The organism is Sphingomonas aerolata (assembly GCF_003046295.1).
Lineage (GTDB): Bacteria > Pseudomonadota > Alphaproteobacteria > Sphingomonadales > Sphingomonadaceae > Sphingomonas > Sphingomonas aerolata.
This window is the reverse complement of the sequence record NZ_PZZN01000001.1, coordinates 858,043-879,919: the sequence shown is the minus strand read 5'-3', so window position 1 is coordinate 879,919 and position 21,877 is coordinate 858,043. Positions and strand designations below refer to the sequence as shown.

Here is a 21,877-nt window from a genome sequence, read left to right as displayed (position 1 = left end):
CGTTTCGCAGCGGGTGACGCCTTTATGCCGCGACGAGGATGGTGGCGGCCTGAAGATCGACCGAGACGAGGCGACTCACCCCGGGTTCGATCATCGTCACGCCGAACAGCCGGTGCATGCGGCTCATCGTGACCGCATTGTGCGTGACGACGAGGTAGCGCGTGGCGGTGTCGCGCGCCATCCGGTCGAGCAGGTCGCAGAAGCGGTCGATATTGGCGTCGTCGAGCGGCGCGTCGACCTCGTCGAGCACGCAGATCGGCGCGGGATTGGTCAGGAACAGCGCGAAGATGAGTGCGACCGCGGTCAGCGCCTGCTCGCCGCCCGACAACAGCGTCAGCGACTGGAGCCGCTTGCCGGGGGGCTGGGCGAGGATCTCGAGCCCCGCCTCGAGCGGATCGTCCGAATCGACGAGCTCGAGATGCGCGCTGCCGCCATTGAACAGCGTTGCGAACAGCCGCTGGAAATGGCCGTTCACCGTCTCGAACGCCGCGAGCAACCGCTGTCGCCCCTCGCGGTTGAGCGTGCCGATCGAGCCGCGCAGCCGGTGGACCGCCTGACCCAGCTCGTCGCGGTCGGCCGCATTGCCGACCGCCTCGGTTTCGAGTGCGGCGAGCTCTTGGTCGGCGACGAGGTTGACCGCGCCGATCCGCTCGCGCTCGGCGGTCAGGCGGTCCTGTGCGCGGCTCTCGTCCGCAGGGGTGCGGACATCGGCGGCCGCGAAGTCGAGGCGTTCGGGCAGGACGGGGGCGGGGCAGGCGAAACGCTCGCCCGACAGCCGCCCTAGTTCGCGGCGCTGCTGCTCCTGTGTGTCGACACGGACGAGCGCGCCGGCGCGGTGCTCGCGTGCCTCGGCGAGCGCTTCGGCCGCGCGGCGATGCGCGTCGTCGGCGGTGCGAAGCGCGGCTTCGGCGGCGCGTTCGGCGGTCTGGAGCGTGTCGGCGTCCGCGCGCGCGGCGGCGTGCTCGGTATCGAGCGTGGCGATCGCGGCATCGAGGGTGGCGGGGCGGTCCGCGAGTGCCTCTGCATCGGCGGCGACGTCGCGGGCGCGGCGGTCCAAGGCGGTGATGCGGGTTGCCGCTTCGCCTGCGCGCGCACGCCAGCTGCGGATATCGGCCTGCGCGGCGGCGAGGCGTTCGCGCGTTTCGGCGCGCAGCCGGTCCTGTGCGGCGCGGTCGCTGCGCGCCTGTGCGACCGCGCCGCGGCGGGCCTCGGCGTCGCGGTGGAGCGTCGCGACCGCGTCGGCGCTGGCGCGGCCGTCGGGCAATGCCGCCACCGCGGCGTCGGCGGCGGCGAGGTCCGCCGCGGCATCGGCCTGTTCGGCATGGACGCGGTGGGCGCGCTGGTCGAGATCGGCACGCTGTCCGGCGCGGCGTTCGAGCGCGGCGGCGGCGCGATCCTCGTTGCGTTGCGCGTCACGGATGCGGGTCTCGGCGGCGGACAGGTGGGCGCGGGCGTCCTGGGCGGCTTGGCGGTGCGCGGCGATATGCTGGTCGATGGCGGTGCGCGCCGCGTCGTGCGTCGCGAGCGCGGCGGCGGCCGCCGGGCGCGCGGCCTCCAGCGCGTGCAGGCGATTGCGACGTTCAAGCCGCTCGGCGGCCGCGGCGCCGCTGCCCTGCGCGACGAAGCCGTCCCAGCGGCGCAACACGCCGTCGCGGGTGACGAGGCGCTGGCCGACCGCGAGCGGCTGGCCGTCGTCCTGGTCAGTGACGAAGACCTGCGCGAGCCGGCGCGCGAGGGAGGCGGGTGCGTCGACGTCGGCGGTAAGCGCGGTGGTGCCGGGCGGCGGCGCGGGATCGCCGGGCGCGGGCACAGCGCCGGCCCAGGCGGCGGGGTCGGTATCCAGATCGTCGCCGAGCGCGGCGGCGAGCGCGCGCTCCAGCCCCGGCATGGCGGTGACATGGTCGAGCAGCCGGTCGCGGCCGCTGCGCTGGGTCGCGCGGGTGAGCGCGGCGGCCTCGCTGTCGAGCGCGGCGAGTTCGGCGCGGGCGGTGGCGCGCGCAGTCTCGGCGGCATCGCGCAAACCACTTGCGGCGCGTTCGTCGCTATCGGCCTGCGCGAGCGCATGGCGGGCGGCGGCGGCGTCCTCCAGTGCGGCGAGACGCGCCTCGGCGGCTGTGGCGCGATCGGCCTCGAGCGGGGCGGAATCGCCGAGCGCGCGGTGCGCCGCCTCGATCTGCGCTGTGTCGCGTGCGGCGCGATCGGCGCGGGTGCGCGCGGCGGCGCGCGCGGCGGCGGCGACCCGCGCCTCGGCGACGTCGCTCGCATGGCGGGTCATCGCCTGCGCCAGCGCGACCTCGACGTCGCGCGCGGCGCGTTCGGCCTCGGCCTGCGCCGCATCGAGCGCGGGAAGCGCGGCGGTGGCGGTGGCGATCGCGGCATCGAGCGCGGCGATCTCGGTCGCGAGGCGGGCGAGCGCGTCGGCGGCGTCGCTGGCGAGGCTGCCCTCGCGCAGCCGGTCCTCGGCGATACGGCGGCGCGAGTCGGCGAGATCGGCGAGGCGGCGGTCGAGCGCGGTGCGTTCGGTCCGCAGGCCGGCCAGCCTATGGCCGGTGTCGGCGGCATGGTCGCGCGCGGCGAGCGCGGCGGCGCGAGCGGTGGCGACCGCGGCGGCGTCGTCGTGCTGCGCCTTCGCCGCAAGGGATTCGGCGGCGGCGGCGGCGGCCACCCGCGCCTCGGCCTGCGCGGCGTCGGCGGTCGCCGACTCGGCGGCGGCAGCGGCGTCGCGCCAGCGTGCGAAGATCGTCCGTGCCTCCGCGACGCGGATCTGGTTCGACAGCAGGCGATAGCGTTCGGCGGCGCGCGCCTGGCGTCTGAGCGCGGCGGCTCGTGCGTCCTGGTCGGCGATGACGGCGTCGAGCCGGGCCAGATTGGCCTCGGTCGCACGTAGCCGCGCCTCGGCATCCTTGCGGCGGACATGGAGCCCGGCGATCCCGGCGGCATCCTCGAGCATCGCGCGGCGGTCGGCGGGCTTGGCGGCGATGACCGCGCCGATCCGGCCCTGGCTGACCAGCGCGGGGCTATGCGCCCCGGTCGCTGCGTCGGCGAAGAGCAGCCCGACATCCTTCGCGCGGACGTCGCGGCCGTCGATCCGGTAGGCAGACCCTGCGCCGCGTTCGATCCGGCGGACGATCTCGCGTTCGTCGGCGCCGTCGGGGCCGGCGATCTCGGCGAGGATCGACACTTCGGCGAAATCGCGCGCGGGGCGGGTCGCGGTCCCCGCAAAGATCACGTCGTCCATGCCGGCACCGCGCAGCGACTTGGCGCTGGCCTCGCCCATCGTCCAGCGCAGCGCCTCGAGCAGGTTCGACTTGCCGCAGCCATTGGGGCCGACCACGCCGGTTAGCCCGGATTCGATCACCAGGTCGGCGGGTTCGACGAAGCTCTTGAACCCGGTGATGCGGAGGCGTTTGATCTGCATGGCGCGCGCTCTCCCTTCACGATTGGCGAGCGTAGCGCGCTCCTGCTCTCCCGCGAAGGCGGCAGCCCGGATTGGGTCCCCGCCTTCGCAGGGACACACTCCGAACTGCCGAATGCCCGCCGGAGGGGATGCGGCTTACGCGCCGGCGGCCTTCAGCGCCTTTTCCATCTCGCTCCACGACAGCACGTTTTCCATCTTCTTGCCGTTCAGCAGGAAGGTCGGCGTGCCAGTGACGGTGCCCGACTGCATCGCGTTTTCGGTCGGCTTGGCCATGATCTCGAGCTGCTTCTGGTCAGCGAGGCAGGCGCGCGCCTTGGCCTCGGGGATGCCGCGCTGCTTGACGAAGTCGATCGCCCCCATGTGCTCGGCGAGCTTGGTCGCGACCGCGGTCGGGGCGAGATTGGCAAGGCTCTGCTGCATCGCCGGGGGCATCGTCTGGAGCTTGTCGAGGAACGCGTTCTGGTTCTGGTACATCTGTTCGAGGATCGGGAAGAACGGCGCGGTCCCGCCGCACTGGCCGAGCAGCGTCAGCGCGACGTCGGGCGCGCCGTGGACCAGGAAGTCGCGGAATTCGAAGCTGACCTTGCCGGTCGAGACGTAATTGTCGGTCAGCGGCTTGAACGCCTCGCGGCCGAACGCGCCGCAGGTCGGGCAGGAGCGCGCGCCATATTCGACCAGCTTGATCGGGGCATTGGGGTTGCCCATCAGATAGCCCTCGTCGGTCTTGACGACGGTCTCGGTCCAGTTCTGGCCGGCGGGGGCGGTCGCCGCGGCGACGGGTGCTGCGGCCTGGGTGGTGTTCGACGAATCGCCCCCCGAACAGGCAGCGAGCGCGAGCGGCAGGACGGCGATGGCAGTGACGAACTTCATGCGGGATACTCCAACGAAATTAGCGGGCGCCGGCAGTGCGCAGCGCGGGTTCGAGCTGGGTCCAGCCGCCATGCGGCATGACCTTGCCGTTGATGAAGAAGGACGGCGTCGAATCGACCTCGGGCGGTGCCGCCGCGGTGATGGCGAGGATCCGGTCGATCTCCGCCGTATCCGCGAAGCACGCGTCGATCGCGGCGGCAGACAGCCCGCGCGCCTTGACCAGATCGGTCAGCCCCGCGCCATCGGCATAGGCCTTGAGCTGCGCCGGCCGCGGATAGAGGTTGATGCGCGCGGCATTGACCTGCTGGAACTCGATCCCCTTCTCGAGCCAGGCGGGCTGCGCCGCGAAGATCGCCGCCGATGTTGGGAAGAACCCGCGCGGCCCGGTGCAGCGCGCGAGCACCGCCGCAGCGAGATCGAGCCGGTCACGGATCATGTGCCGGAATTCGAGGCTGGTCGATCCCGACGCGATCATCTTGCCCTTCAGCACCGCCTGCGACTGGGTCGAGAAATCGGCACAGTGCGAGCAGGTGTAGCTGGCATATTCGACGAGCTTGACCCGGGCTGCGGGGCTGCCGAGCACATAGGTGCCGCTCGCCGTCCGGGTGACGGGCACGGGCTTCGGGGCGGGCGCAGCCGCGGTGAGCAGCGCGAAACCGAACAACGCAAAGAACAGACGCATTCAGCTGATCCTGGGAAGGCCGCTCGTCGAGGCGACGCCGGCGGCGAGGGATTCGAGAACCGCACGCAGTTCGGGATCGGCGATGCCCTTCAGGCTCAGACCGAGATCGGCGGGAACAGTGCGGAGCGGGGGCGGCGCCGCCTTGACGCGTGGCTTGGCGACCTCGCCCTGGCGGATGGTGATGCGCGCGACCGCGGCGTAGCCGAAGAAGCGGTTCACGCGCTCGGTGATCTCGGGAATGACGTGCTGCATCATCGGCGCATGCGCGCCGCGCACGGTCAGGGTCAGGACGCCATCCTGTTTCTGTCCCATCGGGAAGCGGATCGATTCGGGCGTGCTGACGCCGGAAAAGCGCTCGCCGACGATCTCGGGCCAGCGGCTGACGACCGAGGACTGGATGAAGCCGAAGCGCCGGAACGCCGCGCCGCCGATCGCGGGGAGCAGCTCGGCGACGGCGCGCGACCGGTTGGCGCGCGGCGCATCGGCGTCGACTTTGGGTTTGCGGGCAGCAGCTTTGCGGACGGCGGTCTTGCGCGCGGGCGGAACGTCCGTCGTGCTGGCCGCGGTCGCGGACTTTTGTTCGGTGGTGATACCGGGCGGGTTGCTCATCGCGCCACCCATGCCATAGGCGGCGCGTGAACGCCAAGCGCTCTTCGGTCCCCGTGGCCCTGCTCGACTGGTATGACGCGCATCGTCGCGTGCTGCCGTGGCGCGCCCGGCCGGGCGAGACGGTCGATCCCTATCGCGTCTGGCTGTCGGAGGTGATGCTGCAGCAGACCACGGTCGCCGCGGTCACCCCGCGCTTCCTCGCCTGGACCGCGCGCTGGCCCGATTTTGCGAGCCTCGCCGCGGCGGACGATGCCGATGTGATGGCCGCCTGGGCGGGGCTCGGCTATTATGCCCGCGCGCGCAACCTGGTGAAGGCGGCGAAGGCGGTCGTCGCGGAGCATGATGGCGTGTTTCCGCGGACCGAGGCCGAGCTGCGGACGCTCCCCGGGCTCGGCGCCTATACCGCGGCGGCGGTGGCGGCGATCGCGTTCGGCGAGCGCGCGGTGGTGGTCGATGCCAATGTCGAGCGCGTCGTCGCGCGGCTGTTCGCGATCACGACGCCGCTCCCCGCCGCGCGTCCGGCGATCCGCGCGGCCGCGGACACGATCACGCCCGACATGCGAGCGGGCGATTTCGCGCAGGCGATGATGGATCTGGGATCCTCGATCTGCACGACGCGCAACCCCAAATGCCTGCTGTGCCCGCTCCGCCCCGACTGCGACGGCTTTGCGCAAGGCGAGCCCGAACGGCTGCCGGTCAAGGCAAAGAAAGCCGCCAAGCCGCAGCGTCACGGGACGATCTTCTGGCTCGAGCGCGACGGACAGGTGTTGCTGGTGCGCCGCCCCGACACCGGGCTGCTCGGCGGCATGCGCGCGCTGCCGACCGGGCCCTGGACCGACCAGCCGCCGGGGTTCGAGGCCGCACCGGCACAGGCCGACTGGCAGATGCTCGACGACCGCGTCACGCATGGCTTCACGCATTTCGACCTCGAACTCGGTCTTGCGGTGGCGCGGGTGGAGGCGCATCAACCCGGCGAATGGTGGCCCGTCGAGACCCTGGATACCGCCGGGCTGCCGACTGTTTTCGCCAAGGCCGCCCAGGCTATACGGGCGCGATAGGGAGGCCTGCATGACGCGTGCACACTGGATTTCGACCGGCGTGATTGCCGCACTGGCGGCGACCGCCGCCCTGGGGCAGGCGCAGCGACAGGCCGCCCCCGGCCCTATCGCCGTCACCGAACGCGCGGGCGATCCCGCACGCGCCATCTTGCCGAGCGTCGAACGGCTGTTCGACGGCTATGTCCGCGACAACAAGATGCCCGGTATCGTCGGCGCGTTCGGGCTGGGCGACCGGCCGACCCTGTTCCTGGCGAGCGGCAAAATCGGCGACGAGCCGGGGCGGCCGTTCGCCGATGCCGATTCGCTGTGGCGGGTCTATTCGATGACCAAGCCGATCACCGGGATGGCGGCGATGATGCTGGTCGAGGACGGTCGGCTGAACCTCGACGATCCGCTGAGCAAATACATCCCCGCGTTCAAGACGATGACGGTCGCGACCAGCCCCGACACGTCGCTGGCGACGCGGCCCGCGAAGACGCCGATCACGATCCGCATGCTGCTGACGCATACTGCGGGGCTCGGCTACAGCATCAATGTGAAGGGCCCGCTGCTCAAGGAATATGAGCAGCGCGGCGTGCTGCCGATGTCGGTCAATGCGCAGATGGAAACGCAGATGGCCAAGGTGCGCCCGACCTCGCTCGAGGGCTTCGCGAACCGCGCAGCGACGCTGCCGCTGGTCGCCGAGCCGGGCACCAAATGGAGCTATTCGATCGGGCTCGACGTGATGGGCCGGGTGATCGAAGTGGCGAGCGGGATGTCGTTCGAGCGGTTCCTGCAGACGCGGATGTTCGCGCCGCTCAAGATGACTTCGACCTTCTTCATGGTGCCACAGGACCAAGTGAAGCGGCTGGCGACCAACTATGCGTTCGTCGGCGACAACCGCACCCCGCTCGACCCCGCGGCGACGTCGGTGTTCGCCGAGCGGCCGAGCTTTCCCTATGGCGGCGCGGGGCTGGTGATGTCGGCGCGCGATTATGACCGGTTCCTGCACATGCTGCAGGATGGCGGGACGCTGGGCGGGGTGCGGGTGATGAAGCCCGAGACGGTCGCGCTCGGCATGTCGAACCTGATGCCCAAGGGGGTGTCGTTCGGCGGGATCGGCACCGGCACCGGTGCGGCGGCTGCCGGCAACGCGATGGGGTTCGGCGCGGGTGGGTCGGTCTATCTGGCCGACGTGCCGGGCGGCGCGTCGAAGGGCACCTATGGCTGGGGCGGCGCGGCGGGGACGTTTGCCTGGGTCGACCCGGTCCGTCATGTCCGGAGCACGGTGATGGTCAATTATTTCCCCGGCGAGAAATGGCCGCTGCGGAAAGAGGTGGTCGGCGCGCTGGTCGCCGATGTCGCGCGACGCGGATCCGCGGGGGGCGTGCGCCGATGAGCTTGACCGCGGATCTCATGCCCGATGTCGCACCGGGTTTTACCGGCGGGATGCTCGACCGTGCCGACGCACTGCGCCACGATGCGGACGCGCTGGCGGCGGCGCAGGGCGACTGGCGGGCGCGGCTGCTCGCGCTCGACGGTCTGTTGCCGGGGGTGACCGATGAGGGGCGGCTGGCCTGGACGTCGATGGCCGACCTGCCCGACGATGCCGAACCGATCCTGCTCGGGCTCGACGAGAGCGGGCGGCCGCATTTCACCGCGCTGCTGGCGGGCATGGGGGTCGACAACGCCCCGGCGATGCGCTCGCCCGCGCTGATGGCGGTGCTGGGCAGCCTCGCGCCGGGCGAGGCGGCGACCTATGCCGCGGCGCGCAGCGTGCTCGACTGGCATGTCCGGCACCGCTTCTGCGCGAAATGCGGGACCGCGACGGCGATGTTCCGCGCGGGCTGGGCACGCAAATGCCCCAATTGCGCGACCGAGCATTTCCCGCGCGTCGATCCCGTCGTCATCATGATCGCCGAGCATGACGGGCGCGCGCTGCTCGGCCGCGGCAAGGGCTGGCCGCCGGGGCGCTATTCGGCGCTGGCGGGGTTTCTCGAGCCCGGCGAATCGATCGAGGAGGCGGTCGCGCGCGAGATCGCCGAGGAATCGGGCGTGCGCGTCGGCCGGGTGCGCTATGTCGCGAGCCAGCCCTGGCCCTTTCCCTCGTCGCTGATGATCGCGTGCGTCGCGGAGGCGGTGGACGACGCGATCACGCTCGACGTGAACGAGCTGGAGGATGCGATGTGGGTACCGCGCGAGATGGTGCGCGCGGTGCTGCGCGGCGAGGAGGGGCCGTTCCTGCCGCCGCCGCCCTATGCGATCGCGCACACCCTGCTGACCGTCTGGGCGAAGGGGTGACTCAGCCGCGTGTGCGCGCCTGGCGGTAGGTGCCGAGCACGCGGAGCCATTTCGAATGGAAGCCGAGTTCCTCGAGCGCGTGGTCGAGATTGGCGTCGCCTGGCTTGCCGACCACATCGGCGTAGAATTCGGTCGCGGCAAAGCTGCCGTTGCGCTGATAGCTTTCCAGCTTGGTCATGTTGACGCCGTTGGTCGCGAAGCCGCCCATCGCCTTGTAGAGCGCGGCGGGGACATTGCGGACCTCGAAGATCAGCGTCGTCATCCAGTCGCCGCCCGCCGGGTCCTGCGCCGCCGGTGGCTTGCCGCCGCGCGCGAGCGTGACGAAGCGGGTCGTGTTGTGATCGGCATCGGCAATGTCGGTCGCAAGCAGATCGAGCCCGTACAGCGCGGCGGCGGCGGGCGGCGCGAGCGCGGAGATCGTCGGGTCGGCAAGTTCGGCGACCTTGGCCGCGGCGCCCGCGGTATCGGGATAGCTGACCGGCTCGATCCCGTGCGCCTTGAGCCAGTGGCGACACTGGCCGAGCGCCTGCGGATGGCTCATCGCCTGGCGAATGGCGTCGCGCGGTCCGATCCCCATCAACGCGTGGCGGATCGGCAGGAAATGCTCGCCGGTGATTACCAGTCCCGATTCCGGCAGCAGGAAATGGATATCGGCGACGCGACCGTGGAGCGAATTCTCGATCGGGATGATCGCACAGTCGGCGCGGCCGTCCTTCACCGCGTCGATCGCATCGGCGAAGTCGAAACAGGGCAGCGGCAGGCCGTCCGGAAACGCCTCGGTCGCCGCGACATGGCTGTTCGCGCCGGGCGCACCCTGAAACGCGACCGCGCGCGCGGGCTCCGCCATCGCGGCTTGGGTCATCTGCGCGACGATCGGACGGGCGGGGGCGGCGAAGTTTTCCATCGCCACGGCGCGTAGACAGCGGGCCGGATGCAATCAAGGGCGCGCGGCGCCCGCGCAAGACGGGGCGCAGCGTTTGCTTGCGGTGTCGGTCAGGCTTTTCTATGGCTGTCCTAAATCAAATAGGGGTGGGTGCGCTTTATGGACGACAGGACCAATACGATCGCCGGCTGGGTGCTCGCAGGTTGTGGTGCGGCGCTTGGGCTGTCGATCGTGGGGGGCATGTTGTTCCACGGCGAGCGCCCCGAGAAGATGGGCTATGCGATCGAGGGCGTCGTCGAGGAGGGTGCCGGCGGTGGCGCTGCCGAGGTGGCGATCGCGTCGCTGCTGCCGACGGCCGATGCCGCCAAGGGCGCCGAGGTCTTCAAGAAGTGCGCCGCGTGCCACACGATCAACCAGGGCGGCGCGAACGGGATCGGTCCGAACCTGTATGCGACGCTGGGCGAAGGGATCGCGCAGGGCAAGGGCGGCTATGCCTTTACCGACGCGCTGAAGGGCGTCGGCGGCAAGTGGGACTTCGACAAGATGAACGCGTGGCTGACCAGCCCGCGCAAGTTCGCGCCGGGCACCAAGATGACCTTTGCGGGATTGGGCAGTGCCGAGGACCGCGCGAACGTGATCCTGTATCTCAACCAGCAGGGGTCGAACCTGCCCTTGCCGGCAGCGCCTGCCGCCGGTGCAGAACCCGCCGCTGCTGGAGATCAGCCTGCGACCGCCAACGCTGCCGAGGCTGCGGTCGAGAACGGCGGCGATACCGCCGATATCGCGAACACCGGCACGGCCGCGTCGGGTGCGCCATCGGTCGATCCGGAAGCTGCACGCAAGGGTGCGCGGACGGAGCAGTAATTGCGGCTCCCTCTCCTCGGTGAGGAGAGGGGCTGTTGCGGGGTGTGCGCTGTTTGGCAGCCCCTCACCCCGGCCCTCTCCCCCGAGGGGAGAGGGGGCAGAAGATCAGGCTTCTGCGGCTTCGGCCGCGGCACGCTCGCGGTAGAAGGACTGGACCGCGGCCCAGGCTTCGTCGGCAGTCTCGACATAGCGGAAGATCGACAGGTCCTTTTCGCTGACCACGCCTTCCTCGACCAGCGCGTCGAAGTTCACCACGCGCTCCCAGAACTGGCGACCGAACAGCAGCACGGGGATCGGCTGGATCTTGCCCGTCTGGATCAGCGTCAGCAGTTCGAACAGCTCGTCGAACGTGCCGAACCCGCCCGGGAATGCGGCGAGCGCGCGGGCGTGCAGCAGGAAGTGCATTTTCCGGAGCGCGAAATAGTGGAACTGCACCGACAGCGACGGGGTAACGTACGGGTTGGGGGCCTGCTCATGCGGCAGGACGATGTTCAGCCCGATCGACTCGGCCCCGACATCGGTCGCACCGCGGTTCGCCGCTTCCATGATCGACGGACCGCCGCCCGAACACACCACGAACTGACGCCAGCCGCGCTCGTCGCGGGGCAGGACGCTGACCTTGGCGGCGAGCTCGCGCGCGACGTCGTAATATTTCGACTTCTCGACCAGCCGCTCGGCGATCTTCTTCGACTTTTCGTCGCTGGCGAGTTCGAGCAGCGCCTGTGCCTTGGCGGGCTCGGGGATGCGCGCCGAGCCGTAGAAGACGAAGGTCGAGGCGATCTTCGCTTCCTCGAGCACCAGTTCGGTCTTGAGCAGCTCGAGCTGGAACCGCACCGGGCGGAGATCTTCGCGGAGCAGGAAGTCCATGTCCTGGAAGGCGAGCCGGTAATGCGGATGCTGGGTCTGCGGCGTGGAAACGATCTCGCGGGCGGTTTCAGCGTCCTGGCTGGCGTTCGCGAAAACGCGTGAGGGAATGCGGGTATCTGTCATTTCGGCGGATTTAGTCGAAAGCCGTGCGCAGGGCTAGACCGGTGTACTAGCGGCAGAAATTCGCGCGATCGTCCTCGAGATGGAGGTGATTGCGGTGCGCGGCGTTATAATCGGGGCTGAGCACCGTCCCGAACCGCTTGCAGGCCGAGGCGCGGATCGTCTGGAGGAATTGGCGAACCTGCGGGTCGGGCGACGACCAGTCGTTCAGGATGCTGATCCGTCGTCCGTCCTTCAGCACGAACCCGCCGATATCGACCGCGTTGGCGACCGCATGGCCCGAGCGGCGGCTCGCGTTGCGAGCCGAACCGACCACGTTGCGGCATGCATAGCTGCCCATGCTGTCGATCCGCGCGAGTTCGCTGCCGAGCATCTGATAGGCGGCGGGGGCGACCGCGTTGCGCGTCCAGCCGATCAGCGCGCGCGCCGCGCCGCAGCGGACCGCGGTGAGGTTGGCGACGGGCACGCCGATATCGACCAGCTTGACCGTGCCTGCGAGACCGCAGCCGGGGCCGGTTTCGCGGTCGGGCAGGAGCTGGAACGAGACGTGGAGCTGGCGCAGGTCGGCGAGGCATTGCGCGGTCTCGCGATTGCTCGGAACCGAGAGGTTGGGGCGGGTCTGTTGCGGCGCGGCGGGGCGATCGGCGCGGCCGCAGGCGGCGAGCGCGAGAATGGGCGCGAGCGCGAGCAGGACAGGGTAAAGGACGCGGTACATGGGGCCATCATCCCCGCGTGGCACCGGCTTGTCACGCGTCGCGGGGCGGCGTTGCGGCGAGTCGAGGCGTGGGCAGCGTAACGGGAGCGCATGCGCGGACATGGTTGACTCGCCGCGCCACGTCGTTAGGGCCGGCGACGGGCCACGCGGTCCCAACGCCGCGCGTGCTCTCTGTGAGGAGAGATACATGACTGATACGACCTACGCCACCGCCACAGGTGCGCCTGTGCTGCCTGCAACCAAGCCGGCACGCCCCTTTTTCTCCAGCGGTCCCTGCGCGAAGCCTCCGGGCTGGTCCGCGGACAAGCTCGCCACCGATTCGCTCGGCCGCTCGCATCGCTCGAAGATTGGCAAGACCCGCCTCCAGTACAGCATCGACCTGATGCGCGAACTGCTGAAGCTTCCCGATACGCACCGCATCGGCATCGTCCCCGGCTCCGACACCGGCGCGTACGAGATGGCGATGTGGACGATGCTGGGCGCCAAGCCCGTCACCGCGCTCGCCTGGGAAAGCTTCGGCGAGGGCTGGGTGACCGATGCGGTCAAGCAGCTCAAGATCGACCCGACCGTGGTGCGCGCCGATTACGGCCAGCTGCCCGATCTGGACTCGGTCGACTGGTCGAACGACGTGCTGTTCACCTGGAACGGCACCACCAGCGGTGTGCGCGTGCCGAACGCGGACTGGATCCCCGACGACCGCGAAGGCCTGTCGTTCGCCGATGCGACGTCGGGCGTGTTCGCCTATGACATCGACTGGACCAAGATCGATGTCGCGACCTTCTCATGGCAGAAAGTGCTCGGCGGCGAGGGCGCACACGGCGTGCTGATCCTCGGCCCGCGCGCGGTCGAGCGGCTCGAGAGCTACACCCCCGCCTGGCCGTTGCCGAAGGTGTTCCGCCTCGTCTCCAAGGGCAAGCTCGCCGAGGGCGTGTTCAAGGGCGAGACGATCAACACGCCGTCGATGCTGGCGGTCGAGGACGCGATCTTCAGCCTCGAATGGGCGAAGTCGCTGGGTGAGGACGGGCTGATCGCGCGGTCCGACGCGAATGCCGCGGCTCTGGACACGATCGTGGCGGAGCGCGACTGGCTTGGCCATCTTGCCGCCGATCCGGCGACGCGGTCGCGCACCAGCGTCTGCCTGACGGTCGAGGGTGCGGACGAGGCGATGATCAAGGCGATGGCGTCGGCGCTCGAAAAGGCCGGTGCTGCGTATGACGTCGCGGGCTACCGCGACGCACCGCCGGGCCTCCGCATCTGGTGCGGCGCGACCGTCGACACCGCCGATATTGTGGCGCTCGGGCCCTGGCTCGACTGGGCCTACGCGACCGCCAAGGCTGCCTAAAACTCGCTACTGCCGCCCTTTTTCCCACCGCCCTTTTCCGTCATCCCGGCGAACGCCGGGACCCATGGACACGGAGCATCCGCTCACTAAGCGGACCGCAACCATGGGCCCCGGCGTCCGCCGGGGTGACGGGACAGGGTGAGGACGGACTTTCAAAACCGAGCGCGCACCTCCGTTCCCCCGACATTCCCAGGAGCAATCCCATGCCAAAAGTCCTCATTTCCGACAAAATGGATCCCCGCGCCGCCCAGATCTTCCGCGAGCGCGGCGTCGAGGTCGACGAGATCACCGGCAAGACGCCCGCCGAACTGATGGCGATGATCGGCGAGTATGACGGTCTCGCGATCCGCAGCTCGACCAAGGTCACCAAGGAGATCCTCGAGCACGCGACCAACCTCAAGGTCGTCGGCCGCGCGGGCATCGGCGTCGATAATGTCGACATCCCCGCCGCCTCGGCGAAGGGCGTGGTCGTGATGAACACGCCGTTCGGCAACTCGATCACCACCGCCGAGCATGCGATCGCGCTGATGTTCGCGCTCGCCCGCCAGCTGCCCGAGGCCGACGCCTCGACCCAGGCGGGCAAGTGGGAGAAGAACCGCTTCATGGGTGTCGAGCTGACGTCGAAGACGCTCGGCCTGATCGGCGCGGGCAATATCGGCTCGATCGTCGCCGACCGTGCGCGCGGGCTCAAGATGAAGGTCGTCGCATTCGATCCGTTCCTGACGCCCGAGCGCGCGATCGAGATCGGCGTCGAGAAGGTCACGCTCGACGAGCTGCTCGCACGTGCCGATTTCATCACGCTGCACACGCCGCTGACCGATCAGACGCGCAACATCCTCTCGGCCGAGGCGCTCGCCAAGACCAAGAAGGGCGTGCGGATCATCAACTGCGCGCGCGGTGGCCTGATCGACGAGGTTGCGCTGAAGGCGGCGCTCGATTCGGGCCAGGTCGGCGGCGCCGCGCTCGACGTGTTCGTCGAGGAGCCCGCCAAGGCGTCGCCGCTGTTCAACACGCCGAACTTCATCAGCACGCCGCATCTTGGCGCGTCGACGACCGAGGCGCAGGTCAATGTCGCGATCCAGGTCGCCGAGCAGATGGCCGATTTCCTGATGTCGGGCGGCGTCACCAACGCGCTCAACATGCCGTCGCTGTCGGCGGAGGAAGCGCCGAAGCTGAAGCCGTACATGGCGCTGGCGGAAAAGCTCGGCGCGCTGGTCGGGCAGCTGACGCATGGCGCGGTGACGCGTATCTCGGTGCACACCGAGGGCGCGGCGGCCGAGCTGAACCCCAAGCCGATCACCAGCGCGGTGCTGGCGGGCTATCTCCAGACGCAGACCGCCACCGTCAACATGGTCAATGCGCCCGTGCTGGCGCGCGAACGCGGGCTCGAGGTGCGTGAGGTGCGGACCGAGCGCGAGGCGGATTACCACACGCTGCTGCGCGTCTCGGTCAGGACCGAGGATGGCGAGCGCTCGGTCGCGGGCACGCTGTTCGGCGATTCGGCGCCGCGTCTGGTCGAGCTGCTCGGCATCAAGATCGAGGCGGATCTGGCGGGGCCGATGCTCTATGTCGTCAACGAGGATGCGCCGGGGTTCATCGGCCGTCTCGGGACGGCGCTGGGCGAGGCAGGGGTCAATATCGGCACCTTCCATCTCGGCCGCCGCCAGGCGGGCGGCGAGGCCGTGCTGCTGCTGTCGGTCGATGAGGCGGTGACGCCGGAGCTGCTGACCAAGGTGCGCGCGCTGCCGGGGGTTAAGACCGCGATGGGTCTCAACTTCTAAGGCTCGCGAACGGGGGGCGAAGTGGTTAGAGGCACGCGCATGACTGCTTTGCTTCCCGAAGGTTTTCGAGACCGCCTGCCCCCCTTCGCCGATTCGGCAGCCGCGCTCGAGGCGCGTGTGCTCGAGGCTGCACGCCTGCATGGCTATGAGCGCGTCGATCCGCCGCTGGCCGAATTTGCCGACGGCCTTGAAATGCGACTGAAGGCGGGCGGGCTGCACGATGCGGTGCGGTTCGTCGATCCGGTGTCGCAGCGTACGCTCGCGATCCGGCCCGACATCACCGCGCAGGTCGCGCGGATCGCGGCCACGCGGATGGGGCATCACCCGCGGCCGGTGCGGCTGAGCTATGCCGGCTCGGTGCTCAAGCTGCGCGCGTCGCAGCTCGCGCCCGCGCGCGAGACGCGGCAGATCGGCTGCGAGCTGATCGGGCTCGATTCGGTCGCCGCCGCGCAGGAGGTCGTTGCGGTCGCGGTCGACATGCTCGGTGCGGCGGAGGTCCGCGGCGCGTCGATCGACTTCACGCTGCCCGATCTGGTGTCGACGCTCGCGGCGGGTCCGCTGCCGGTTGCGCCCGACCAGGTCGCGACGCTGCGCGACCGGCTCGACGCGAAGGATGCCGGCGCGGTCGCCGCGCTCGCGCCCGCCTATCTGCCGCTGATCGAGGCGGCGGGGCCGTTCGAACCGGCGATGGAGCGGCTGCGGATGTTCGATACGACGGGCGCGCTCGCGTCGCGGCTCGACGCGCTCACGCGGATCGCCACGGCGCTCGATGGCCGCGTCGCCCTGACGCTCGACCCGACCGAGCGGCACGGGTTCGAATATCAGACCTGGCTCGGCTTCTCGCTGTTCGCGGATGGCAGCGCGCGCGAGGTCGGGCGTGGCGGCACCTATACCGTGGTGCATGAGAGCGGTGCCGAGGAAGCGGCAACGGGCTTCTCGCTGTTTGCCGACCCGCTGGTCGACCGGGTCGTCAGCGTCGATCGTCGCCGCCTGTTCCTGCCGCTGGGTACGCCGGCGGCCGACGGTGCGGCGATGCGGGCGCAGGGCTGGGTCACGGTCGCCGCGCTCGACGCGGGCGATACCCCCGAAGCGCAGGTCTGCACGCATCTTTGGGTGGCGGATGCGCCCCGCGCGCTGTAGGCGCTGCGGGTAATTCTCAGGAGATAGAGTTTGGCCAACGTAGCAGTCATCGGCGCGCAATGGGGCGACGAAGGCAAGGGCAAGATCGTCGACTGGCTCGCCGAGCGGGCCGACATGGTCGTGCGGTTCCAGGGTGGCCACAATGCCGGCCACACGCTCGTCGTCGGCGAGAATGTGTACAAGCTGTCGCTGCTGCCGTCGGGCATCGTCCGCGGCACGCCGTCGTTCATCGGCAACGGCGTGGTGCTCGATCCCTGGGCGCTCAAGGACGAGATCGCGCGGCTCGGCGCACAGGGTGTCGTCGCGACGCCCGAGACGCTGCGCATCGCCGATACCTGCGCGCTGATCCTGCCGTTCCACCGCGATCTCGATGGTCTGCGCGAGGATGCGAGCGGCGCGGGCAAGATCGGCACGACACGTCGTGGCATCGGTCCGGCCTATGAGGACAAGGTCGGTCGCCGTGCGATCCGCGTGTGCGACCTGGCGCATCTCGACGATCTGGGGCCGCAGCTCGACCGTCTGACCGCGCATCACGACGCGCTGCGCGCCGGGTTCGGCGAGCCGCCGATCGACCGTGCGGCGCTGATCGCCGAGCTGCGCGAGATTGCCGGCTTCGTCCTGCCGTTCGCCAAGCCCGTGTGGCGCGACCTGAACGCGGCGCGCTCGGCCGGCAAGCGGATCCTGTTCGAGGGTGCGCAGGGCGTGCTGCTGGACGTCGATCACGGCACCTATCCGTTCGTCACCTCGTCGAACACGATTGCAGGCGCTGCGGCGGGCGGTTCGGGTCTCGGGCCAAGTGCAGTCGGGTTCGTGCTCGGGATCGCCAAGGCGTACACGACGCGGGTCGGGTCGGGGCCGTTCCCGACCGAGCTCGAGAACGAGACCGGCGAGCGGCTCGGTGTGCGCGGGCATGAGTTCGGGACGGTGACGGGGCGCAAGCGTCGCTGCGGCTGGTTCGACGCGGTGCTGGTGCGCCAGTCGGCGGCGGTCGGCGGCATCACCGGGATCGCCCTGACCAAGATCGACGTGCTCGACGGGTTCGAGACCGTGTCGATCTGCACCGGCTATCGTCTGCGCGGCGAGACGCTCGATTATTTCCCGGCGCATGCCGCCGATCAGGCCCTCGTTGAGCCGATCTACGAGACGATGGAAGGCTGGCAGGAAACGACTGCCGGTGCGCGCAGCTGGGCCGATCTGCCGGCGCAGGCGATCAAGTATATCCGGCGTATCGAGGAGCTGATCCGCTGCCCGGTGGCGCTGGTCTCGACCAGCCCGGAGCGGGCGGACACGATCCTGGTACGGGATCCGTTCTCGGACTGATGCGACGATCGCTGACATGAAAAAGGCCGGGCGATTGCCCGGCCTTTTTTGGATCAGCCCGTGTGGCTCAGCGTGGCGGCGTGCCGCCCACGGTCCCGCCGGTCGTTGCCGAACCGCCCATGGTGCCGCCCATGGTACCACCTGCGGCCGTGCCGCCCATCGTTCCACCCATGGTGCCCGGGCCGGTGCTGCCGGTCGACATCGAACCGGAGGTCGTGCCGGTCGTGGTGCCGGTGCCGGTCACCGTATCGGGACCCGTGGTCGTACCGGTCGTCGTACCCGTCGTGCCGCGCGTGCGGCTACGGGCGCGGGTGCCGCGCTGGGTGCGGGTCTGGGTCGCGGAATCGGTCGCCGTGGTGCCCGACTGCGTCGTCGGTCCCGTGGACATGCCGCCCATCGCGCCACCGGTGGTGCCGCTACCCATGGTACCGCCCATGGTACCACCAGTCGTGCCGCCGCCCATCGTGCCGCCCATAGTGCCACCTGCGGTACCGCCGGTGGTCTGGGCCATGGCGGCGGCCGGAAGGATCAGGGCTGCCGCTGCGATCGAGGTCAGAATACGCATGTTTCTCTCCTATCGTGTTGGAGACACAGCGTTCCGGTTCGACTTATGTTCCAGGGTCAGCCGCATTGGCCGCGGTGGAGCAGCGCCTGATCGGCAAGGACGAGTGCGACCATCGCCTCGACCACGGGCACGCCCCGGATGCCCACGCAGGGGTCGTGGCGGCCCTTGGTGGCGATCGTTGCGGCCTCGCCGGTCGGGCTGATCGTCTCGACGGGCGTGAGGATCGAGCTGGTCGGCTTGAACGCGACGCGCAGCCGGATCGGCTGGCCGGTGGCGATCCCGCCGGCAATCCCGCCTGCATGGTTGGCCAGGAATTCGGGGCCTTCTGCGCCCGGTCGCATGGGGTCGGCATTGGCCTCACCCGACAGTGCGGCGGCGGCGAACCCGTCGCCGATCTCGATCCCCTTGACCGCGTTGATGCTCATGCAGGCCGAGGCGAGTTCGGCATCGAGCTTGGCATAGAGCGGCGCGCCCCAGCCCGCGGGGACGCCGGTCGCCTCGCACGCGATCACCGCACCGAGCGACGATCCCGCCTTGCGCGCTGCGTCGACCAGCGCTTCCCATCGTAAGGCCGCTTCGGCATCGGGGCAGAAGAACGGGTTCTGATCGATCTGTGCGTCGTCGAAGTTCGTCGGGTCGATCGCGTCGCCGCCAATCGCCTCGACCCAGGCGCGGACGCGGACCTGGGGCACGACGAGCCGCGCGACTGCGCCGGCGGCGACGCGCGCCGCGGTCTCGCGCGCAGATGAGCGGCCGCCGCCGCGATAATCGCGAAACCCGTATTTGGCGTCATAGGCATAGTCGGCGTGGCCAGGGCGATAGGCCTTGGCGACGTCCGAATAGTCCTTCGAGCGCTGGTCGACATTCTCGATCATCAGGCTGATCGGCGTGCCCGTCGTGCGGCCGTCGAACACGCCCGAGAGGATCCGCACCGCATCGGGCTCGCGCCGCTGCGTGGTGAAGCGCGAGGTGCCGGGGCGGCGCTTGTCGAGCCAGGGCTGGATATCGGCTTCGGTGAGGGGGATGCCGGGGGGGCAGCCGTCGACCACCGCGCCGAGCGCGGGTCCGTGGGACTCGCCCCAGGTGGTGAAGCGGAACATCCGCCCGAAGCTGTTGACGCTCACTTGGCCCTCTCCCCGACGGGGAGAGGGAGGGGCCCATGCGCAGCATGGGAGGGTGAGGGCACGCTGGTGAGCGCGGACAGGATCGCGGCAAGCGCGTCGTCCATCCGCTGCATCACGTCGTTGTTCCAGACACGGATCACACGGTATCCCTTGTTCGCGAGGTAGGCACTTCTGTCGGCATCATAGGCCGCGTCGCCAATATGCTGGCTGCCGTCTACCTCGACGACGAGCATGGCGTCCATGCACAGAAAGTCGGCGATGAACGGGCCGATCCACACCTGGCGGCGGAACTTTGAGTCGGCGAGGCGGCGGCTGCGGAGCTTCTGCCATAAACGGGTTTCCGCCTCGGTGGCGTCACGACGCAGCTTCCGCGCGCGGTTGAGTGCTTCGGTGCCGTCCTTCTGCCTCACCGTGCCCTCACCCTCCCATGCTGCGCATGGGCCCCTCCCTCTCCCCGCAGGGGAGAGGGTATTTACACCAGTGCGATGTCGGGGGCGTCTTCGGCTTTCATGCCGATCACGTTGTAGCCGGCGTCGACATGGTGGGTTTCGCCCGTGACGCCCGATGCGAGGTCGCTGAGCAGGTACAGCCCGGCGCCGCCGACATCGTCGATCGTCACGTTGCGCTTGAGCGGCGAGTTCAGCTCGTTCCACTTCAGGATCAGGCGGAAGTCGCCGATCCCGCTCGCGGCCAGCGTCTTGATCGGGCCGGCCGAAATCGCGTTGACGCGGATATTGTCGCGGCCGAGATCGACCGCGAGATACTGCACGCTCGTCTCGAGCGCGGCCTTCGCCACGCCCATCACGTTGTAATGCGGGATGACCTTCTCGGCGCCGTAATAGCTGAGCGTCAGCATCGAGCCGCCCGGGTTCATCATCTTCGCCGCCCGCTGCGCGACCGCGACGAACGAATAGACGCTGATGTTCATCGTCATCAGGAAATTGTCGAGGCTGGTATCGACGAACCGCCCGCGCAGCTCGTTCTTGTCCGAAAAGCCTATCGCATGGACGACGAAGTCGATCGTCGGCCATTCCTCTGCCAGCTTGGCGAAGGTCGCGTCGAGCGCACCCATGTCGGAGACGTCGCAGTCGAACAGCCGTGCGACGCCCAGTTGCTCGGCGAGCGGGCGGACGCGCTTCTCCATCGTCTCGCCCTGATAGCTGAACGCGAGCTCCGCGCCGGCCTCGGACAGCTTCTTGGCGATCCCCCAGGCCAGCGACTTGTCGTTCGCCAGCCCCATGATCAACCCACGCTTGCCCGCCATCAAACCGTTCACGCCGTTCTCGCCTTCGCCTCTACCTCGTCAGCCGATTGCTCTAGCGCTGTTTCGAGGGGTTCCGCCAGTGCTGCGTTCAAATGGGCCCCGAATACCAGCCCCAGACCGATGACGTAGAAAAACAGGAGCATGATGACGACGCCCGCCAGGCTGCCATAGGTCAGGTCATAGCCACCCAGGCTCGACAGGACGATCGGCAGCAATGCGGTCGCGCTGATCCACCAGACGGCCGTGAAGAGCGCGCCGGGCCATTTGCGGCATTTCGAATAGCGATAGCGCGACGGCGTCACGGAATAGAAGAGCATGTAGAGCGCGCCGAACATCAGTAGCGCGGGGATCAACCGCGACAGGCCGACCCATCCGGCGGCGTCCTGCGCAAAGGGGACGAGGCGGTAGATGAACTGTTCGGCCGCGGTCAGGATGCCCTGCACCAGGAAGGAGAGCAGTGCCATGATCACCGAGCCAACGATCACTGCGGACGAGCCAAGCCGTGATTTCCAGAAGGGTGCGGTCGCCTTGATCCCGTAGGCGCGGTGGAAGATGTCGCGGATCGTCTCGACGAAGCTGCCGACGGTCCACAGCCCGACCAGCGCGCCGAGCCACAGCAGCGAGCCGGTGCGCGCGGCGAGCACGTCGGCGATCGGCTTGCGCAACAGGTCGGCGACGTTGGGGGGTAGAACATGGAGGAAGGATTCGACCGCACGGATCGTCTCCGTGCTCTGGCCGAACAGCGACAGGATAGCAGCCGCCACGATGAAGAACGGAAAGACCGTCATCAGCGCGAGATAGGCGAGGTTGCCCGCGTGGATGAAGCCGTCGTTGAACACGCCGACCGCGGCACGCTTGACGACCTCGAACGCATGGCTGCCCGGCTTGACCTTCGCCATGCCGCGATTGAGGCGCCTGCGCGTGCCGCCATGATCATGGGCGCGCGCCTCGGGCGTAAGATTGCTGTCGTTCACA

The 21,877-nt window shown here is 69.4% G+C and carries 20 protein-coding genes; 8 read left to right on the top strand and 12 right to left on the bottom strand.

Annotation, left to right across the window (positions count from 1 at the left end; all coding sequences use genetic code 11):
* Window positions 1-22 precede the first annotated feature (22 nt).
* The 4 genes from C8J24_RS04020 to C8J24_RS04005 all read right to left on the bottom strand — a co-directional run bounded on the left by C8J24_RS04020 (window position 23) and on the right by C8J24_RS04005 (window position 5,579).
* Entirely contained in the window at window positions 23-3,418 is a 3,396-nt protein-coding gene (locus C8J24_RS04020; protein ID WP_107930454.1) for a chromosome segregation SMC family protein, read from the bottom strand.
* A gap of 135 nt (window positions 3,419-3,553) precedes the next feature.
* Window positions 3,554-4,288, bottom strand: coding sequence for a thioredoxin domain-containing protein (locus tag C8J24_RS04015; protein WP_031439788.1), 735 nt, complete (start codon window positions 4,286-4,288; stop codon window positions 3,554-3,556).
* Between the two features lie 19 nt (window positions 4,289-4,307).
* A complete protein-coding gene (locus C8J24_RS04010; RefSeq protein WP_107930452.1) occupies window positions 4,308-4,970 on the bottom strand; it encodes a DsbA family protein in 663 nt (220 codons plus the stop codon).
* Window positions 4,971-5,579: a DUF721 domain-containing protein gene (locus C8J24_RS04005; protein WP_107931435.1), complete on the bottom strand. Its 609-nt coding sequence runs from the start codon at window positions 5,577-5,579 to the stop codon at window positions 4,971-4,973. It lies immediately after the preceding gene.
* Between the two features lie 26 nt (window positions 5,580-5,605).
* On the opposite strand from C8J24_RS04005, the gene C8J24_RS04000 reads away from it, so the two are divergent.
* Genes C8J24_RS04000 through nudC form a run of 3 tightly spaced genes read left to right on the top strand, consistent with a single transcriptional unit; the run spans window position 5,606 to window position 8,917 of the window.
* Window positions 5,606-6,637, top strand: coding sequence for an A/G-specific adenine glycosylase (locus C8J24_RS04000; RefSeq protein ID WP_037529879.1), 1,032 nt, complete (start codon window positions 5,606-5,608; stop codon window positions 6,635-6,637).
* A gap of 10 nt (window positions 6,638-6,647) precedes the next feature.
* Window positions 6,648-8,015 (top strand): serine hydrolase domain-containing protein, encoded by a 1,368-nt coding sequence (locus tag C8J24_RS03995; RefSeq protein WP_107930450.1) that lies wholly within the window; start codon window positions 6,648-6,650, stop codon window positions 8,013-8,015.
* Window positions 8,012-8,917 (top strand): NAD(+) diphosphatase, encoded by a 906-nt coding sequence (gene nudC / locus C8J24_RS03990; RefSeq protein ID WP_244180397.1) that lies wholly within the window; start codon window positions 8,012-8,014, stop codon window positions 8,915-8,917. Before C8J24_RS03995 ends, nudC begins: the two co-directional genes overlap by 4 nt.
* Before the next feature lies 1 nt (window position 8,918).
* Here the strand turns inward: nudC and C8J24_RS03985 are convergent, their stop codons facing one another.
* Window positions 8,919-9,821 (bottom strand): prephenate dehydratase, encoded by a 903-nt coding sequence (locus tag C8J24_RS03985; RefSeq protein WP_107930448.1) that lies wholly within the window; start codon window positions 9,819-9,821, stop codon window positions 8,919-8,921.
* Window positions 9,822-9,959: 138 nt separating this feature from the next.
* Between C8J24_RS03985 and C8J24_RS03980 the strand changes: the two genes are divergently transcribed.
* Entirely contained in the window at window positions 9,960-10,664 is a 705-nt protein-coding gene (locus C8J24_RS03980; RefSeq protein WP_031396507.1) for a c-type cytochrome, read from the top strand.
* Between the two features lie 105 nt (window positions 10,665-10,769).
* Here the strand turns inward: C8J24_RS03980 and C8J24_RS03975 are convergent, their stop codons facing one another.
* Together C8J24_RS03975 and C8J24_RS03970 are read right to left on the bottom strand one after the other, a co-directional pair.
* A complete protein-coding gene (locus C8J24_RS03975) occupies window positions 10,770-11,654 on the bottom strand; it encodes an LOG family protein (protein ID WP_031439794.1) in 885 nt (294 codons plus the stop codon).
* A 46-nt stretch (window positions 11,655-11,700) separates the two neighbouring features.
* Window positions 11,701-12,366: an extensin family protein gene (locus C8J24_RS03970; RefSeq protein WP_056407193.1), complete on the bottom strand. Its 666-nt coding sequence runs from the start codon at window positions 12,364-12,366 to the stop codon at window positions 11,701-11,703.
* Window positions 12,367-12,553: 187 nt separating this feature from the next.
* Between C8J24_RS03970 and C8J24_RS03965 the strand changes: the two genes are divergently transcribed.
* From C8J24_RS03965 to C8J24_RS03950, 4 genes are all read left to right on the top strand, one after another.
* On the top strand, window positions 12,554-13,708 hold the full coding sequence (locus C8J24_RS03965) for a phosphoserine transaminase (RefSeq protein WP_107930446.1): 1,155 nt from the start codon (window positions 12,554-12,556) through the stop codon (window positions 13,706-13,708).
* Window positions 13,709-13,911: 203 nt separating this feature from the next.
* On the top strand, window positions 13,912-15,489 hold the full coding sequence (gene serA / locus C8J24_RS03960; protein ID WP_031439797.1) for a phosphoglycerate dehydrogenase: 1,578 nt from the start codon (window positions 13,912-13,914) through the stop codon (window positions 15,487-15,489).
* 39 nt (window positions 15,490-15,528) lie between these two features.
* Window positions 15,529-16,629, top strand: a complete 1,101-nt coding sequence (locus C8J24_RS03955) for an ATP phosphoribosyltransferase regulatory subunit (RefSeq protein ID WP_107930444.1) — start codon at window positions 15,529-15,531, stop codon at window positions 16,627-16,629.
* A gap of 30 nt (window positions 16,630-16,659) precedes the next feature.
* Complete coding sequence (locus tag C8J24_RS03950) at window positions 16,660-17,949, top strand: adenylosuccinate synthase (RefSeq protein WP_031440105.1); 1,290 nt, start codon at window positions 16,660-16,662, stop codon at window positions 17,947-17,949.
* A 67-nt stretch (window positions 17,950-18,016) separates the two neighbouring features.
* On the opposite strand, the gene C8J24_RS03945 is transcribed toward C8J24_RS03950, so the two are convergent.
* From C8J24_RS03945 to C8J24_RS03925, 5 genes are all read right to left on the bottom strand, one after another.
* Window positions 18,017-18,514, bottom strand: coding sequence for a hypothetical protein (locus C8J24_RS03945; RefSeq protein WP_043158426.1), 498 nt, complete (start codon window positions 18,512-18,514; stop codon window positions 18,017-18,019).
* Between the two features lie 56 nt (window positions 18,515-18,570).
* Window positions 18,571-19,638, bottom strand: coding sequence for a chorismate synthase (gene aroC, locus C8J24_RS03940; protein WP_107930443.1), 1,068 nt, complete (start codon window positions 19,636-19,638; stop codon window positions 18,571-18,573).
* Window positions 19,635-20,048 carry an endonuclease domain-containing protein gene (locus tag C8J24_RS03935; protein WP_107930441.1) on the bottom strand — a complete coding sequence of 138 codons (414 nt, stop codon included), beginning with the start codon at window positions 20,046-20,048 and terminating at the stop codon, window positions 19,635-19,637. The genes aroC and C8J24_RS03935 overlap by 4 nt, the downstream gene beginning before the upstream one ends.
* 62 nt (window positions 20,049-20,110) lie before the next feature.
* A complete protein-coding gene (gene fabI / locus C8J24_RS03930; RefSeq protein WP_107930438.1) occupies window positions 20,111-20,914 on the bottom strand; it encodes an enoyl-ACP reductase FabI in 804 nt (267 codons plus the stop codon).
* Window positions 20,911-21,876, bottom strand: coding sequence for a YihY/virulence factor BrkB family protein (locus C8J24_RS03925; protein WP_192069620.1), 966 nt, complete (start codon window positions 21,874-21,876; stop codon window positions 20,911-20,913). The genes fabI and C8J24_RS03925 overlap by 4 nt, the downstream gene beginning before the upstream one ends.
* Window position 21,877: the final 1 nt, after the last annotated feature.